Origin of the sequence: Burkholderia sp. 22PA0099 (assembly GCF_047497165.1) — a bacterium.
Lineage (GTDB): Bacteria > Pseudomonadota > Gammaproteobacteria > Burkholderiales > Burkholderiaceae > Burkholderia.
Window position 1 is genome coordinate 3,190,486 of record NZ_CP163164.1, and the last position, 16,416, is coordinate 3,206,901.

9 protein-coding genes are annotated in these 16,416 nt (G+C 68.4%); 3 read left to right on the forward strand and 6 right to left on the reverse strand.

Going from position 1 to position 16,416, the window contains the following annotated elements; genetic code table 11:
• Positions 1-104: 104 nt before the first annotated feature.
• From AB4851_RS14075 to AB4851_RS14090, 4 genes are read right to left on the reverse strand one after another with little or no spacing between them, the layout of a single operon-like run.
• Positions 105-4,304, reverse strand: a complete 4,200-nt coding sequence (locus tag AB4851_RS14075; RefSeq protein WP_414447717.1) for a molybdopterin-dependent oxidoreductase — start codon at positions 4,302-4,304, stop codon at positions 105-107.
• Between the two features lie 28 nt (positions 4,305-4,332).
• Positions 4,333-4,701 (reverse strand): nitrite reductase small subunit NirD, encoded by a 369-nt coding sequence (nirD, locus tag AB4851_RS14080; protein ID WP_414441830.1) that lies wholly within the window; start codon positions 4,699-4,701, stop codon positions 4,333-4,335.
• A 38-nt stretch (positions 4,702-4,739) separates the two neighbouring features.
• A complete protein-coding gene (gene nirB / locus AB4851_RS14085; protein WP_414447718.1) occupies positions 4,740-7,298 on the reverse strand; it encodes a nitrite reductase large subunit NirB in 2,559 nt (852 codons plus the stop codon).
• A 24-nt stretch (positions 7,299-7,322) separates the two neighbouring features.
• Complete coding sequence (locus AB4851_RS14090) at positions 7,323-8,645, reverse strand: MFS transporter (protein WP_414447719.1); 1,323 nt, start codon at positions 8,643-8,645, stop codon at positions 7,323-7,325.
• A 663-nt stretch (positions 8,646-9,308) separates the two neighbouring features.
• On the opposite strand from AB4851_RS14090, the gene cobA reads away from it, so the two are divergent.
• The 3 genes from cobA to AB4851_RS14105 all read left to right on the forward strand — a co-directional run bounded on the left by cobA (position 9,309) and on the right by AB4851_RS14105 (position 11,869).
• Complete coding sequence (gene cobA / locus AB4851_RS14095; protein ID WP_414447720.1) at positions 9,309-10,106, forward strand: uroporphyrinogen-III C-methyltransferase; 798 nt, start codon at positions 9,309-9,311, stop codon at positions 10,104-10,106.
• Between the two features lie 111 nt (positions 10,107-10,217).
• Positions 10,218-10,826: an ANTAR domain-containing response regulator gene (locus AB4851_RS14100; protein ID WP_414441826.1), complete on the forward strand. Its 609-nt coding sequence runs from the start codon at positions 10,218-10,220 to the stop codon at positions 10,824-10,826.
• On the forward strand, positions 10,823-11,869 hold the full coding sequence (locus AB4851_RS14105) for a CmpA/NrtA family ABC transporter substrate-binding protein (RefSeq protein WP_414447721.1): 1,047 nt from the start codon (positions 10,823-10,825) through the stop codon (positions 11,867-11,869). Before AB4851_RS14100 ends, AB4851_RS14105 begins: the two co-directional genes overlap by 4 nt.
• Positions 11,870-11,920: 51 nt before the next feature.
• Here AB4851_RS14105 and AB4851_RS14110 read toward each other — a convergent pair whose 3' ends face one another.
• Positions 11,921-12,661 carry a hypothetical protein gene (locus tag AB4851_RS14110; protein WP_414447722.1) on the reverse strand — a complete coding sequence of 247 codons (741 nt, stop codon included), beginning with the start codon at positions 12,659-12,661 and terminating at the stop codon, positions 11,921-11,923.
• A 343-nt stretch (positions 12,662-13,004) separates the two neighbouring features.
• Positions 13,005-16,202 carry an EAL domain-containing protein gene (locus tag AB4851_RS14115; RefSeq protein ID WP_414447723.1) on the reverse strand — a complete coding sequence of 1,066 codons (3,198 nt, stop codon included), beginning with the start codon at positions 16,200-16,202 and terminating at the stop codon, positions 13,005-13,007.
• Positions 16,203-16,416 lie beyond the last annotated feature (214 nt).

Here is a 16,416-nt window from a genome sequence, read left to right on the forward strand (position 1 = left end):
CTGCGGCGCATTGCCGCTTTCAGCGCCAGCGCCTCGCCGCCCAATTCGGCGATTGGATGTTGTTTGATAGGTGGACTACAAAATCAAGGGCTCCCCCGCCCCACTCAATACACGTCACGCAAATACCTACGCTCCTTCGCCATCCTCGCCACATACTCACCCGCCTGCGCCTCGTCCATCCCGCCGTGCGCGGCCACCACCGCCTTCAGCGCCGCATCGACATCCTTCGCCATCCGCGACGCATCTCCACACACGTAAAAATGCGCCCCCGCATCGAGCCACGACCACAGCTCGGCACCGCGCTCGCGCATGCGGTCCTGCACGTAGACCTTCTCCTCCTGGTCGCGCGAAAACGCCACGTCGAGTTCGGTCAAAAAACCGTCGTCGCGCATCGCGGTCAGCTCGTCGCGATAGTAGAAATCGGTGGCCGCATGCTGCTCGCCGAAGAACAGCCAATTGCGCCCGCTCGCGCCGCGCGCGCGCCGCTCGTGCAGGAAGCCGCGGAACGGCGCGATGCCGGTGCCGGGGCCGACCATCACGATCGGCGTCTCGCCATGCGCGGGCGGGCGGAAATGCGCCGATTTCTGCACGAACACCGGCACGCCGCCGTCGGTCGCGCGGTCGGCCAGGAACGTCGAGGCCACGCCCTTGCGGTCGCGGCGGCCGTTGCTGTAACGCACCGCCGACACGGTCAGGTGCACTTCGTCGCGATGCGCGGCCGGGCTCGATGCGATCGAATACAGGCGCGGCTGGATTCGCTTGAGCATGCCGACCAGGTCGGCAGCCGACAGATCCACCGGGAATTCGTGCAGGACATCGGCCAGTTGCTGGCCCCAGAGCCAGTTCTTGAGATCGCCCTTGCGCTCGTCGGCCAGCAGCGACTTGAGCGCGCCGTTGCGGCTGCGCTCGGCGATCAGCGCAAGCGCATCAGGGTGCGGGCGCGTGATGTCGAGATGCTTGCCGAGCGCATCGGCCAGCCGCACGTCGCCCACGCCGGCCACCGCCACCGGCGTGTCGGCCGACAGCTTGGTCAGCGCCAGCAGTTCGTCCACCACCGCCGGGCAGTTGGTCGGCCAGATGCCGAGCGCGTCGCCGGCTTCGTATTCGAGCGCTGCGCCCTCAGCGGACAGCGACAGGTAGCGCGTGTCCTTCGAGGCGCCGGGCTGGTTCAGCTTCAGGTTCGACACCAGCCGCGACGCGGCGGGCCGCGCCTTGGTCGGCAGCAGCGACGGGATCGCACCGCCGTCGGGCACGGCGTGCAGCGCGGCGTCGACACGCTTGATCCGCGCGATGGTGCGTTCGAGCCAGCTATCGGCGGCCGGCTGGAATTCCGCGTCGCAATCCACACGCTCGGCCAGCCGCTCGCCGCCCAGTTCGGCCAGGCGCGCATCGAGCCGGCGGCCGTGGCCGCAGAACGCGTCGTAGTTGCGATCGCCGAACGCGAGCACGGCGAAGCGCAGGCCGTCGAGGCGCGGCGCGCCGGCCGCCGACAGCGCGTCCCAGAACGCCGCGCCGTTGTCGGGCGCGTCGCCGTCGCCGAACGTGCTGGTCATCAGCAGTGCGTATTGCGCGTTCGCAAACACGGCCGGCGTGGCGTCGGCCATGCAGGCGATGCGGATCTCGAAACCGGCGTTCATCAGCAGCGTGGCGTACAGCTCGGTCAGCGATTCGATGTTGCCCGTCTGCGAGGCCCACAGCAGCACGACCTTGGGCCGCGCGTGGACGATCCGCACGCCGGCCGCCGCATCGTGGGCGTCGGCCGCGCCATCCGCCAGGGCCGCGGCACCGGCGACGCCCGGCAACACAGGCGCGCCGGCGCGCGGCGCGCGGCTGTACAGCCCGGCCAGCATGCCGTCGAGCCACAGCCGCGTGGCGGGCGCGCACGGCGCGCTAGCCGGCAGCACCGGCACGCCGTCGGCCGGCGCGGCGCGCAGCCCGCTGACGAAGCCGGCCACGTAGACGCGTTCGGCGTCGCTGAGACGCGGCGCGGCGAGGTCGTGCAGGCCGAGCGCGGCCGAAAACGTATCGAGAGCGGCTGACATGGTCGATTCCTGGTGCGTGGCCGTCGCGCCTTCGCGCGCGGCCTGCGGGTTCGGTTCAGGGGCCGCGCCGCCGGCCTCGGGCGGCAGGGGCGGCGGCGCGGTGTCCACGCGGGTCAGCGAGACCGCGCAGAACTTCAGTTCGGGTTGCAGCGAAACGGGATCGACGGCGTCGCTGGTCAGCGCGTTCACGCACAGCGCCTCGCCGTACACGTCGTTCCAGTGCATCGGCGCGAACGCCGCGCCCGGCTGCACGCGGTCGGTCACCACCGCCGGCAGCACCGCGCGGCCACGCCGCGAGCGCAGCTCGACGCTGTCGTCGGCGGCGATGCCGAGCGCCGCCGCATCCTCGGGATGCACCTCGACGAACGGCTTGGGGTTCAGCTTGTTGAGCATCGCCACCTTGCCGGTCTTGGTCATGGTGTGCCACTGGTGCTGCAGGCGGCCGGTGTTCAGCACGATCGGGAATTCGGCGTCGGGCAGGTCCGCCGCGTCGCCGTGCGGGCGCGCGAAGAACCGCGCCCGGCCGCTCGGCGTGGGGAACGCGAGCGCGGGCGTGGTGCCGTCCTCGTGCGTCAGCAGCGGCTGGCTGACGCCGTCGTTGCGGTAGCGAACGGGATGGCGGTCGTTGGCGTCCTCGGGCGGACACGGCCACTGGATCGGCGTGGCGCGCAGCGCGCGATGGCTCGCGCCGCGCAGGTCGTAGCCCGTCTTCGGGTTCGAGAAACGCACGATCTCGTCGAACACCTGCTCGGCCGACGTGTAGTCGAACGCCTCGCGAAAACCCATCTCGCGCGCCACGGCGGCCACGATCGCCCAATCGGCGCGCGCGTCGCCGGGCGGCGCGATGGCCTGCTGCGTGAGCGTGAGGTTGCGCTCGGAGTTGATCATCACGCCGTCGGCCTCGGCCCACAGCGCGCCCGGCAGCAGGATGTCGGCGTAGCGGTTGGTTTCGGTGTCGAGGAACGCGTCCTGCGCGATCACCAGCTCGGCCGCCTGCAGGCCGGCGATCGCGTTGGCGCGGTTCGCCATGGTCGCCACCGGGTTGGTGCAGATGATCCAGCAGGCCTTGATCTCGCCGGCCGCCATCTGCTTGAACATGTCGACGGTGCCGCCGCCGCCCTCGGGGCGCAAGGTGTCGGCCGGCAGTTGCCAGATGGATTCCACGAAGGCGCGGTCGGACGCGTCGAGCAGACTGCGCTGGCCCGGCAGGCCCGGCCCCATGTAGCCCATCTCGCGCCCGCCCATCGCGTTCGGCTGGCCGGTCAGCGAGAACGGCCCGCTGCCGGGGCGGCAGATCGCGCCGGTCGCCAGGTGCAGGTTGCAGATCGCGTTGGTGTGCCAGGTGCCGCGCGTGCTCTGGTTCAGGCCCATGGTCCAGCTGCTCATCCAGTCCGGCGCGTCGCCGATCATCTGCGCGGCGCGGCGGATCTCGTCCTCGGGCAAGCCGGTGATCGCGGCGACCTTCTCCGGCGTGTAGTCGGCGAGGAACGCCGGCATCGCGTCCCAGCCTTCGGTGTGCGCGTCGATGAACGCGGCATCGGTGCGGCCATTCGCGTGCAGCAGATGCAGCAGGCCGTTGAGCAGCGCGAGATCGGTGCCGGGCTTGATCTGCAGGAACAGCGAGGCCTTGTCGGCGGTGGTGTTGCGGCGAGGGTCGACCACGATCAGCTTCGCGCCGGCCTTGACGCGATCCATCATGCGCAGGAACAGGATCGGATGGCAGTCGGCCATGTTCGCGCCGATCACGAAGAACAGGTTCGCGCGATCGAAATCCTGGTACGAGCCGGGCGGGCCGTCCGCGCCCAGCGAGAGCTTGTAGCCGCTGCCCGCGCTCGCCATGCAGAGCCGCGAATTCGATTCGACGTGCGAGGTGCGGATATAGCCCTTCGCGAGCTTGTTGACGAGGTATTGCGCCTCGATCGACATCTGCCCCGACACGTAGAACGACAGCGCGTCCGGGCCGTGCGCATCGAGCAGCGTGCGCAGGCGGCGCGCGGTTTCGCGGATCGCGTCGTCCATCGCGAGCGGCGCCGGATCGTGCTCGCGCGCCTCTCGCAGGTAGGCCGTTTCGAGCCGCCCCGCGTGACGCAGCGCGACGTGCGCCGACGAGCCCTTGGTGCACAGCCGGCCGAAGTTGGACGGGTGCTCGGTGTCGCCCGACACCTTGACCACCTCGCCCGCCTCGACGTGCAGCACCATCCCGCAACCCACGCCGCAATACGGGCAAACCGTCTTGACGCTCGTGCCGCCTGTGCTGGTCATGCGCACTCCGTAACGATGGCGTCGCGGGTCAGGCCGTGCCGACCCACACGAAGCCGTCCTCGACGCGCGAGGCGTAGACGGCCACCGATTTCTCCGGCGCCTCGACGCATTCGCCGGTGCGCAGGTCGAAGTGCTGCTTGAACAGCGGCGAGGCCACCACCACGCGCTCGCCGAGGCTGCCCACCAGGCCGCGCGACAGGATCGCGGCGCGCGACAGCGGATCGATGTTGTCGATCGCGTAGATGCCGGTCGCGCCGTCGCGGCCTTCCACGCGGAACACGGCGACCTGGCCGCCGTTCACGAGCGCGCACACGCCGGTGTTCGGCACGATGTCGTGCAGCGGGCAAACGGGCGTCCAGTTCGCGGCGGGGGACGTCGGGGTCGATTGGGTTTGCATTGCGTATTCCTCGATTCGGGTCAGGCGTGCTGCGGCGCTCAGGCCGTCGCGGGTTCGACTGCGGCAGCGGCGGCCGCTTCCAGCGCGGCGGCGGCGCGTTCGGCCTCGTTGGCCGGGCGGATCTGCCCGCGCTCCTCGACGAACGCGATGGTCGCGTCGGCCGATTCGCTGTTGACGAAGTGACGGAAGCGGCGGCGCGTGGCGGGATCGGTCACGGCCTTCTTCCATTCGCATTCGTAGGTGGCGACCACGTGGGCCATCTGCGCTTCGAGTTCTTCGCCGAGGCCGAGCGTGTCGTTGACGACCACGTCGATCAGGTAATCGAGGCCGCCTTCGAGGTTGTCGCGCCAGGTGCTGGTGCGTTGCAGCCGGTCGGCGGTGCGCACGTAGAACATCAGCACGCGGTCGATGTAGCGGATCAGCGTGTCGCGGTCGAGATCCGAGGCCAGCAGCTCGGCGTGGCGCGGCTTCATGCCGCCGTTGCCGCACACGTACAGGTTCCAGCCCTTCTCGGTGGCGATCACGCCGATGTCCTTGCCCTGCGCCTCGGCGCACTCGCGCGTGCAGCCCGACACGCCGAACTTGATCTTGTGCGGCGCGCGCAGGCCCTTGTAGCGGTTCTCCAGATCGATCGCGAGGCCCACCGAATCGCCCACGCCGAACCGGCACCAGGTCGAGCCCACGCACGATTTCACGGTGCGCAGCGATTTGCCGTAGGCGTGGCCCGATTCGAAGCCGGCCTCGATCAGCTCTTCCCAGATCAGCGGCAGTTGCTCGACGCGCGCGCCGAACAGGTCCACGCGCTGGCCGCCCGTGATCTTGGTGTAGAGCTTGTACTTCTTCGCCACCTGCCCGACCGCGATCAGCCCTTCCGGCGTGACCTCGCCGCCCGGCATGCGCGGCACCACCGAATAGGTGCCGTCGCGCTGGATATTGGCGAGGTAGTAGTCGTTCGAATCCTGCAGGCTCGCGTGTTCCGTCTTCAGCACGAACTCGTTCCAGCACGAGGCCAGGATCGAGGCGGCGGTCGGCTTGCAGATGTCGCAGCCAAGGCCCGTGCCGTATTTCGCGAGCAGTTCGCCGAAGCTGCGGATGCCTTCCACGCGGATCAGGTGATACAGCTCCTGGCGCGAATACGCGAAGTGCTCGCACAGATGGTTGTTGACGGCCAGGCCCTGCTTCTTCATCTCGGCCTTCATGACCTGCGTGACGAGCGGCACGCAGCCGCCGCACGAGGTGCCCGCGCCGGTGCAACTCTTCAGCGCGCCGATGCTGGTCGCGCCGTTCGCCACGGCCTCGCACAGCTGGCCCTTCGAGACGTTGTTGCACGAGCAGATCTGCGCTCCGGCCGGCAGCATGTCGACACCCAGGCCCGGCTTGGCCGCGCCGTCCGATTGCGGCAGGATCAGCGTTTCCGGCTCGGCCGGCAGCTCGATCGCGTTCAGCATCATTTGCAGCAACGTGCCGTACTCGGCCGCGTCGCCCACCAGCACCGCGCCGAGCAACTGCTTGCCGTCGGCCGAGGTCACCAGCTTCTTGTAGACCTCGCGCCGGCCGTCCGCGTACTGCACCACGCGGCAGCCCGGCGTTTTCGCGTGCGCGTCGCCGATGCTGGCCACGTCCACGCCCATCAGCTTGAGCTTGGTGCTCATGTCCGCGCCGGCGAACGTGCCGTCGCCGCCCGCCAGTTGCGCGGCCACCACGCGCGCCATGTCGTAGCCCGGCGCGACCAGGCCAAAGGTCTGGCCGTTCCAGGCCGCGCATTCGCCGATCGCGTAAATATCCGGATCGCTGGTGCGGCAGGCGCTGTCGATCGCCACGCCGCCGCGCGGGCCGATTTCCAGGCCGCAGTCGCGCGCCAGTTGATCGCGCGGGCGGATGCCGGCCGAGAACACGATCATGTCGGTGTCGAGGTGCGTGCCGTCGGCGAACTTCATGCGATGCGTGCCCGCCTCGCCATCGACGATCTCCAGCGTGTTCTTGCCGGTATGCACCTGCACGCCGAGCGCCTCGATGCGGCCGCGCAGCATGCTGCCGCCGCCGTCGTCCACCTGCACCGCCATCAGGCGCGGCGCGAATTCCACCACGTGCGTGTCGAGGCCCATGTCGCGCAGCGCCTTCGCGCATTCGAGGCCGAGCAGGCCGCCGCCCACCACCACGCCCGAGCTGGCGCGCGCGCCGCATGCCTGCATCGCGAGCAGATCCTCGATGGTGCGGTAGACGAAGCAATCGTCGCGCTCGCGGCCCGGCACCGGCGGCACGAACGGCGACGAGCCGGTCGCGAACACCAGCTTGTCGTAGCCGAGCGTTTCGCCGTCGGCCAGCGTGACCGTGCGCGCGGCGCGGTCGATCGAGGCGGCGGCCGTGCCCAGGCGCAGCGCGAGATGCGGATGCGCCTCGAAGAAGCCCGGCGCGACCAGCGACAGCTCGTCCGCCGACTTGCCCGAGAAGAAGGCCGACAGATGCACGCGATCGTAGGCCGGGCGCGGCTCCTCGCAGAGCACCGTGACGCGCGGTGCGGTGGCGTGAGCCTGCGCGGCGAGGCATTCGAGCAGCTTGTGGCCGACCATCCCGTGACCGATGACGACGATGTTCATGATGGGTTCTCCCGTAAGCCCGGATCAGTTGACGGCGTTCGCGGCCAGCGCGCTGGCGCGCAGCGCCGCCTCGCGGGCCATGTGTTCGGCGCTGAAGCGCACCGCGATCGCGCAGAGCGAGGTGACCAGCACCACCGCGCCGAGCACCGACAGCGTGGTCTGCACGTCGCCCACGCCCTTCATCAGGAAGCCGGCCGCCACCGCGCCCACGTTGCCGCCTGCGCCGACGATGCCCGCCACGCCGCCCAGCGAATTGCGATCGATGAACGGCACCAGCGCGTAGGTCGCGCCGCAGGCCATGTGCGTGAACAGGCCGAACGCCACCATCGCCAGCACCGCCGTGCCCACCTGCCCCGCATGGGCGAACGCCAGCAGGCCGAGGCCTTCGCCGGCGATCAGCACCGCCAGCAGCAGCGAGCGCACGGCCAGGCCGCGACGCGCCGCGAAGCGGTCCGACAGCACGCCGCCGAGCGCCCGCGCGAACAGCGCGAGCAAGCCGAAGATGCCGGCCGCGAAGCCCGCATCCTTCAGCGACAACTGGAAGTGATTGACGTAGTACAGCGACGCGATGTTGTGGATGAACACTTCCACGCCGAAGCAGGCGGCGTAGGTGATCGCCAGCATCCACACGCGGTAGTTGCGCGAGGCCGCGACGAAGCTGCCCCAGCCGCCCTTCTTGCCGCTCTCCACGGTTTCGCCTTGCGCGCGCAGCGCCAGCACGTCGCCGCGCGGCGTGTCCTGCGTGCCGCGCCAGTAGACCACCGCCATCAGCAGCATCGCGATGCCCGGCACCACCAGCGCCGCGCGCCAGGCCGAGCCGTCGCCGAAGCCGAGCATCAGCGCGGCCGACACCAGCAGCGGCACCAGCGCCTGCGCCGCGCCCGCGCCGGCATTGCCCCAGCCCGCGGTGGTGGCGTTGGCCGTGCCCACCACGTTCGGCGCGAACATCACCGAGGTGTGGTACTGCGTGATCACGAAGCTCGCGCCCACCGCGCCGATGCCGAGGCGGCAGATCAGGAACGTCCAGTAGTCGTGGCTGAACGCCACCGCGATCACCGGAATCGCGCCGAGCACCAGCAGGCCGGTATAGACGCGTCGCGGGCCGAAGCGGTCGCACAGCGGCCCGACCAGCAGGCGCACCAGGATGGTCGCGGCCACGGCCGCGATATTGATGTCGGCGACCTGGCCGGCATTCAGGTGGAACTGCCTGGCGATCAGCGGCATCAGCGGCGCGCAGGCGAACCACGCGAAGAAGCAGACGAAGAACGCCATCCAGGTCAGATGGAACGCGCGCATCTGCACGGTGCGCAGGCTGAACAGGTCGATGCGGGTGGCCTTGTTGATCATGTGGGTAACCCAAAAACGAAAACGGCGCCCTGAGAACCCGGTCGAAAGACCGGATGCACAGGACGCCGTTGCCCAGAAAGCCCGTTGCCGGGCCGCTCAGTATTCGGTGTTGCAGTGATGCCGTATTGCGGAGCACATCGCCGTTGATGCGCTCGACCCTGCATTGCAAGCGCCGTGCCAGAACGGAGTGATTGAACGCTGGCAAGGGTTTGCGGCGATTTTGCCGGTCGAGGCGCGATCGCGGTGCGTCGCGTCGTGACGCACCGTCGCACAGACTTGGTGCGACGCAGCACTGTGCGCGTGCGGCGGCGATGCACCGCAAGCGGGTGCGGATGCACGTCGAGGCGAAGCGACGGCGGCCCGCTTGCACGATGCCGGGCATGCCGCGCGGCCTCGCTCGGATGGGGCTGCGCGGTGTGGCGCGCCATGGCGAAAGGCGGCGCATCGGCCAGCCCGATCGAGCTGGCGCGCTTATTGCAATAAAGAGCACGCGCCGGCAACGATGTCGGCGCCCGCAATACCGACGATTCGGGCCGCGCGGCAACGCAGCGGCCTCTCCGGACAATGGCGTCCCCAACGCCCGGCCGCATGGCCGGCGCGCGACGCCGTGCGGTTCCGGCGGCGCGCGCCGCGTCGTGCGCCTCACTGGAACGCAATACGAACATGACGAACCCCACTGGCAAGGTCACGCTGCTCGGCGCCGGCCCCGGCGACCCCGATCTCCTGACGATCAAGGCGGCCCGCGCGCTGGCCGCCGCCGACGTGGTGCTGATCGACGACCTCGTCGATCCCGCCGTCGCCGAGCTGGCCCCGCAGGCGCGCATCGTGCGCGTCGGCAAGCGCGGCGGCTGCCGCTCCACGCCGCAAGCGTTCATCGAGAAGCTGATGCGCCGTTATGCGCTGCGCGGCTTGCAGGTGGTGCGCGTCAAGGGCGGCGACGCGCTGCTGTTCGGCCGAGCCGGCGAGGAATTGAGCGCGCTGCATGCGGCCGGCATTCGCATCGAGATCATCAACGGCATTTCGTCGGGCTTCGCGGCCGCCGCCGAACTCGGCGTCTCGCTCACGCATCGCCGCCATTGCCAGGGCGTCACGTTCGTCACCGCGCATCTGCAGGATCACGGCGAGCCCGATTGGGCCGCGCTCGCGGCCAGCGGCACCACGCTGGTCGTCTACATGGGCATGAGCCGTATCACCAGCGTGGCCGCCGGGCTGCTCGCCGCGCTCGACCCCGCCACGCCGGCCGCCGTCGTCGAATGGGCCGGCACCGCGCGGGCACGTCACTGGACGGGTGCGCTGGCCGCACTCGCCAGCGACCCCGTCGAGGCCGGGCTCGGCAGCCCGGCCGTGATCCTCGTCGGGCAGGCGATCGGCGAGGCGCTGGCGATGCTGCCGCCGGTTGCCGTCGATGCGCAACGATCGCTCGGAACGCAGGCTCCGGGGGCGCTGTCCGATGCGGCCTGAGTTTCGTTTCGTCGCCCTCGCCGCGTTCGCCGCTTTCGCCATGTGCTGTGCGGCGCGGTTCGCCCGGTTTCACGCGCCGTCGCCGGCGCGGCTTCACTCCGCGCACGCCTCATGGGACTGAACGACGCCACCCGCCCGCTGCGCGTGCTGCTCGTCACCGATACGGACAAGCCGATCGGCGAGTTGCGCGACACGCTTGCGCGGCTCCACTACGAGATGCTCGACGAGGTCGCCACGCCGGCGCGGCTGCCCGCCGTGGTCGAGAAGGAGCGGCCCGACGTCGTCATCATCGATACCGAATCGCCGTCGCGCGACACGCTCGAACAACTGGCCGTGATGCACGCGCGTGCACCGCGCCCGGTGCTGATGTTCAGCCCCGATTCGGATCAGCAGTTGATCCGCGCGGCCGTGGGCGCCGGCGTCAGCGCCTATCTTGTCGAGGGTTTGTCGGCCGAGCGGCTCGCGCCGATCATCGAGGTCGCGCTCGCGCGCTTTTCGCACGACGAAGCGTTGCGCCGCCGGCTGGCCGAGGTCGAGAACGAACTGGCCGACCGCAAGCTGATCGACCGCGCCAAGCGCCTGCTGATGGAAACGCGCCGGCTCTCCGAACACGATGCCTATGCCACGCTGCGCCGTAGCGCGATGGATCAGGGCATCAAGATCGTCGAAGCGGCGCGTCAGCTGCTCGTCGCATCACGCAATCCCGATGGTGAAGCATGAACCAACCGACTTTTCCGCCGCCCGAACGCCACGAAGTACGGCTCGGCTTCGTCGCCTTGAGCGACGCCGCGCCGCTGGTCGTCGCGCAACGCCTGAAGCTCGGCGAACGGCATGGCCTTGCGCTGACGCTGGAGCGCCAGCCGTCGTGGGCCAGCATCCGCGACAAGCTGCTGATGGGCGAGATCGACGCCGCGCATGCGCTCTACGGCCTTGTGTATGGCGTGCAGCTCGGCATCGGCGGGCCGCGCGCCGACCTGGCCGTGCTGTCGGTGCTGAACCGCAACGGGCAGGCCATCACGTTCTCGAACCGGCTCGCCGATGCGTGGCACGCTGGCGGCGATCTGCGCGCCGCGCTCGCCACGCTCGGCCGCAAGCCGGTGTTCGCGCAGACGTTTCCGACCGGCACTCATGCTATGTGGTTGTATGCGTGGCTGGCCGCGCATGGGGTAGACCCGTTGCACGACATCCGCAGCATCGTGATTCCGCCGCCGGGGATGGCCGACGCGCTCGCGTGCGGCGAACTGGATGGTTTCTGTGTGGGCGAACCGTGGAACGCCGTGGCCGAGGCGCAAGGCGCGGGCCGCACCGTGGCCGCGACCAGCGAGGTGTGGCGCGATCACCCCGAGAAGGCGCTGGCGTGCCGGCGCGAATTCGCGGCGCTGTATCCGAACACGGCGCGGGCGTTGATTCGCACGCTGGTGGATGCCTGTGCATGGCTCGATCTGCCGGGCAATCGCGCGCGGGCGGCCGAGTGGCTGTCGGAACCCGATGCGCTTGGGGTGCCGGTTTCGCAGATTCTGCCTCGGTTGTTGGGTGACTATGGCGTGGGGCCGTTTGCGGAAACGCCTGCGCCGGTGCGGTTTCATGATGGCGGCAAGACGAATCGGCCGTTGGCCGAGGATGGGATGTGGTTCATGGCGCAGTACCGGCGCTGGGGGATGTTGACCGGGGAGCGTGATGAGGCGGGGATTGCGGCGGCGGTGACGATGGGGGCGTTGTATGAGGAGGCGGTGGCGGGGTATGTGCCGGAGGTGGGGGGGTGAATCGCGGCGTCGAAATCGACACCGCCAAAGCCCCCATCCCGATACTTGATTTCAGTATTTCCCCCATACGAAATCTCCGAATGCGAACTGCCCAAGGGATTCAGGGCGACCTGGAGTCGGGTAGTCGAAAAGCGAAAGCCACGATGCGTCGTCCCGAAAAGGATTGGTTTGTCGAACGTTGTACGCGATAGTGAACCGCAAAACTGCCCGTCTTGCGACATGGTGGAGAACGTTGAAGTTCACGAAGTCGTTCGAGAATGGCGACCATTGGTCTAGCGGAATATAGGAGCGCTTGAGCTCAATGATCTCGCGCGGCATCCCGGTGCTATTTATTCTTACAAGATCGATATCGGTGACCTTGATTGCGCCAAGATTGTCGCGTTGCCAATTGTGGTAGGCGCTGCTGCTGGAGTCGTTGACGCTTTTCCCGCATGCACCACTTGTGACTGGGAGGCCGAACGCATGGAATTGCGCCTTCAGATCGACGAGGGAGAGCGTGGTTGCCTGACCGCCAAGGCTGTTGGCGTAACGCACGTCGTCAATCGAATCGGCCGTATCGTCGAATTCGACTCGGATGACCGGCAAGCCTGCCGAAGTGGCGATTGCGTCGCAGACACGCATTGCCATCGGCTCCGGCTCCCACGACGCGCCATGAGCCAGAACCATTAATCGGGGCACCGACCATTCGTTGGCATACACAAGCATCCACGCATTTCCAGAAACCCACACGAACGGATGATTGTCGGATTGCTCGAGTTCTTTGTAAACCGCATTGGATTTATAGTAATTCATGGCAAGAAATCTCATGAAATTGGCATAACACAAAGAGCACAATGAACGCCCTCTCGATTCAAGCTTGCTCTTGGTTTCACATATCGAATTGACCGCTCGGCAATCGTGCACCCCGACAGCCGGATCGGGATTGTAGCGCCATGGAACGGTTTAGATCTTGAATCCTCTTCGGAACTCGCAGAGATATTTCACCTTCCGATCGCAGTCGATGTGGACTAGCCGAACTTTCCCATGGCATGGCTTCTGAAGCAGATCGAGGATCTCAAGGCTGTCGCCCCCAACGAAAAGATGCTTCGTCGTCTCCCAGCCAATCGATTCCTCTATCTTGGGATGCAACGCGGCCCTAAACCGCCTCCCCCACGCAGGCCGCATCGCGCGCCAGCATCCACGGCGCCAGCCCCTCGGGCCGCAACGGCTGCGCATACAGAAAGCCCTGCAACTCGTCGCAACCAATGCGCTTAAGCGCGCTGGCCTCCTCGGCCTGTTCGACGCCTTCGGCCACCACGCGCAAGCCCAGCTCGTGACCCAATTCGACGATCGCGCGGATCACGGCGATATCGGCCAGCGCATCGAGCCGCCCGTTGACGAACGCGCGATCGATCTTGAGCCGGTCGAGCGGAAAACGATGCAGATAGCTGAGGCTCGAATAGCCGGTGCCGAAATCGTCGAGCGAGAGCTTCACGCCGATCTCCCGAATTGCCTTGACCACATCCAGATAGCGGTCGACGCTTTCCATCAGCACCGTCTCGGTGATCTCGAGTTCGAGGCTGCCGGCATCCACGGCGTGCCGGGCCAGGCTCTCGCGCAGCCGGTTGACGAGTTGCGGATCGTCGCGTAACTGCACCACCGACAAATTCAGCGACACGCGCAACTCCGGCAGCCCGTCCGCGCGCCAGCTCGCGATCTGGCGGCATACCTCGTCGATCACCCACGCGCCGATCGGCACGATCAGCCGCGTCTCCTCGGCGATCGGGATGAACTTGCCCGGCGGTACGGTGCCGAGATGCGGATGCTGCCAGCGCAGCAGCGCCTCCACGCTCAACAGTTCGCCGGTTTCGGCCTGCACGCACGGCTGATAGGCCAGCCACAGCTCGCCGTTCTCCACGGCCTGCCCCAAATGCGTTTCGAGTTCGAGCCGGTGGCGCGTGTTCTCGGCCATCTCGCGCGAGAAGAACTTGACGAGGTTGCGCCCGCTCGACTTCGCGCGGTACATGGCGGCGTCGGCGTTCTGCATCAGCGTTTCGATATCCTCGCCATCGTCGGGATACATCGCGATGCCGATGCTGCACGCCACCTGCAGCGTCATGCCGCCGATGCTGTGCGGCTCGCGCATCAGCGGCAGCAGCCGTTCGTCGATCAGACGCTGCACGTCGGCGGCGGTGCCGGCGCCGGTCAGCAGCACGGTGAACTCGTCGCCGCCGAGCCGGCTCACGGTGTCGCCGCCGCGCACCGATTGCATCAGCCGCCGCGACACCGAACGCAGCAGCCCGTCGCCGGCATGGTGGCCGAACGTGTCGTTGATGTCCTTGAAGCGGTCGAGATCGATGAACATCACGGCCACGCCGCCGCGCGCGGGTTGCGCGTGCTCGATCGCATCGCCGAGCCGCCGCGTGAACAGCGCGCGGTTCGGCAGCTCGGTCAGCACGTCGTGCTCGGCCAGGAACTGGATGCGCGCCTCGCTCTTCTTGCGGTCGGTGATGTCGATCAGCGTGCAGATGTAGTGCGAGACGCCGCCGCGCTTGTCGCGCACGGCGCTGATCATCAGCCACGCCGGGTAGTCGCCGCCGGCACGCCGCCGCACCACGGCCTCGCCGTTCCACACGCTGGAAATGTCCACCAGCGCAGTCAGTTGCGCCAACAGCGGCGTGTCGCTGCCGCTCGCCACGATGAACTCGGGCAGCGTGCCGACCACCTTCTCGACGCGGTAGCCGGTGGCGCGATAGAACGACGCGTTGGCGGTCAGCAGGCGGCGGTCGCTGTCGAGGATCAGGATCGCCTCCGACGACGCCTCGAACACCTTCGCCCACAGCTCCAGGCGCTGCTCCATCAGCTTGATCTGGTTGATCGGCGTGAACGCGGTCAGCACCGCGTCGCGGCCCTGGAACGTCAGGCGGCGTGCCGACAGCATGGCCCAGGTCGGCTCCTCGCTGGCCATCCAGCGCACCTCGAATTCGTCGATGGCCTCGCGGTCGGACAGTTGCTGGAAAAACCGCGCGCGCACCGCCGAATCGAGCCCGTAGGCCCACGGGTCGGAGGTGCGGCCGTTGAGCCAGTACAGCGCCGGACGGTTCGCGTGCAGCACCTCGTGGCCCGGCACGGCGGTCACCATCATCGGCACCGGAGTGGCCTCCACCAGCGCGTACTGCGCCTCCGAGGCGCGTGCGGTGGCGGCCAGTTCCTTCTGCACGTCGCGCTCGTGATCGAGCTGCACGAGCATCTCGTTGAAGCCGGTCACGAGCTGGCCGATCTCGTCCTGGCTATGCCAGGTCGCGCGCTGGCGATGGTCGCCGGTGCGCCGCACGGTGTCCATCACGCGCGCCAGCTCGCGCAGCGGCCGAGAGATCTGCTGCGCCACCAGGTACACCATCGACAAGATCCCGCACAGCAGGAACAGCGCCGTACCCAGGTGCAGCCACATGCGCGCGAACAGCGCGCTGACGCGCGCGTGCAGCAGCGCGTCGAGCTCGGTGCCGGTGGTGCGCCAGGCGTCGCCGATGCGGGCCACCAGCGCCTGCTGCGCGAGATCGGCAGCGGCGCGCGAGGCGGCATCCGCGCCGCCGCTGGCCACCTCGGCGCGCGCGGCGTCGCGGTAGCGCTCGATGGCGTCGAGCAGTTGCGCGACCGGCGCGGCCAGCGCGGCCTTCACGGCGGGGTTGGCCGCGCCGGCCTCGGAATAGTCGGAGCGCAGCCCCTGCGCGACCGCGTCGAGCTGGCCTTCGAGCACCAGGTAGCGCGTGCCGAGGTCACGCCGCGACGGCGGCTGGCTGGCGCTTTCGTGCAGGCGGTGGCCGATGCCGTCCACCGCGTCGATCAGCGCCGGATAGCGCAGGATCGACAGCGACATCGAGTAATAGCTGTCGAGATCGGGATCGAGGATCAGGTTGGACTGGTTGCCGACCCGCGTGATCAGGTCGCGGCAGGCCGTCAGCGCGTCACGCACGGTGCCGGTGCCGATCGGGTTCGGCGTGCGCGCGAGGCGCTCGAACGCGCCGCGCACGTGCGCATTCAGTTCGCTGCTCTTCATGTCGGCGCCGTAGCGCTGCTCGGCGTCGGCCAGCGCCTGCGTGGTGCGCGCGATCCGGGCCGGCTCGATGTGGCCGCCCGCGCCGAGCATGGCGGCGTCGACGAGCGCGTCGCGCACCGTGGCCACGTATTGGCTGCCGACGATCTCCTGCTGCGAGAAATCGATCGACATGTATTTTTCGTGGATCAGGATGCTGCTGATGTACACCACCGCGCTGAGGTCGAGCAGGTAGATGAGCAGCAGTTTGCGGCCCACGCGCAGCCGGCCGAGCAGCCGGAAGAACAGATTGTGTTGCATTGCACGCGCCAGAAGGGTTCCTGGGTAACGCCGCGTTCCGGGCCGGAATTCGACGGTCTCTCGTTCCGCGTTGCGTGAAAACGCAGGCTCGACCCCTGTCTAACGGCACCGTCCGGCGCGCGCTTTAGTGCGATCGCAACGATTCACCGAGACGGCGCGCAAATGCCGTGAAGCGGTGCAACCAGGCACCGTGATGGCGCGCAAAAATAGGTGC

Excerpts from the sequence above, each read along its gene's own strand:
- nirD (WP_414441830.1), bottom strand. The coding sequence starts at position 4,701 with ATGCAAACCCAATCGACCCCGACGTCCCCCGCCGCGAACTGGACGCCC.
- cobA (WP_414447720.1), top strand. The coding sequence starts at position 9,309 with ATGACGAACCCCACTGGCAAGGTCACGCTGCTCGGCGCCGGCCCCGGC.
- AB4851_RS14075 (WP_414447717.1), bottom strand. The coding sequence starts at position 4,304 with ATGACCAGCACAGGCGGCACGAGCGTCAAGACGGTTTGCCCGTATTGC.
- AB4851_RS14110 (WP_414447722.1), bottom strand. The coding sequence starts at position 12,661 with ATGAATTACTATAAATCCAATGCGGTTTACAAAGAACTCGAGCAATCC.
- nirB (WP_414447718.1), bottom strand. The coding sequence starts at position 7,298 with ATGAACATCGTCGTCATCGGTCACGGGATGGTCGGCCACAAGCTGCTC.
- AB4851_RS14100 (WP_414441826.1), top strand. The coding sequence starts at position 10,218 with ATGGGACTGAACGACGCCACCCGCCCGCTGCGCGTGCTGCTCGTCACC.
- AB4851_RS14115 (WP_414447723.1), bottom strand. The coding sequence starts at position 16,202 with ATGCAACACAATCTGTTCTTCCGGCTGCTCGGCCGGCTGCGCGTGGGC.
- AB4851_RS14090 (WP_414447719.1), bottom strand. The coding sequence starts at position 8,645 with ATGATCAACAAGGCCACCCGCATCGACCTGTTCAGCCTGCGCACCGTG.
- AB4851_RS14105 (WP_414447721.1), top strand. The coding sequence starts at position 10,823 with ATGAACCAACCGACTTTTCCGCCGCCCGAACGCCACGAAGTACGGCTC.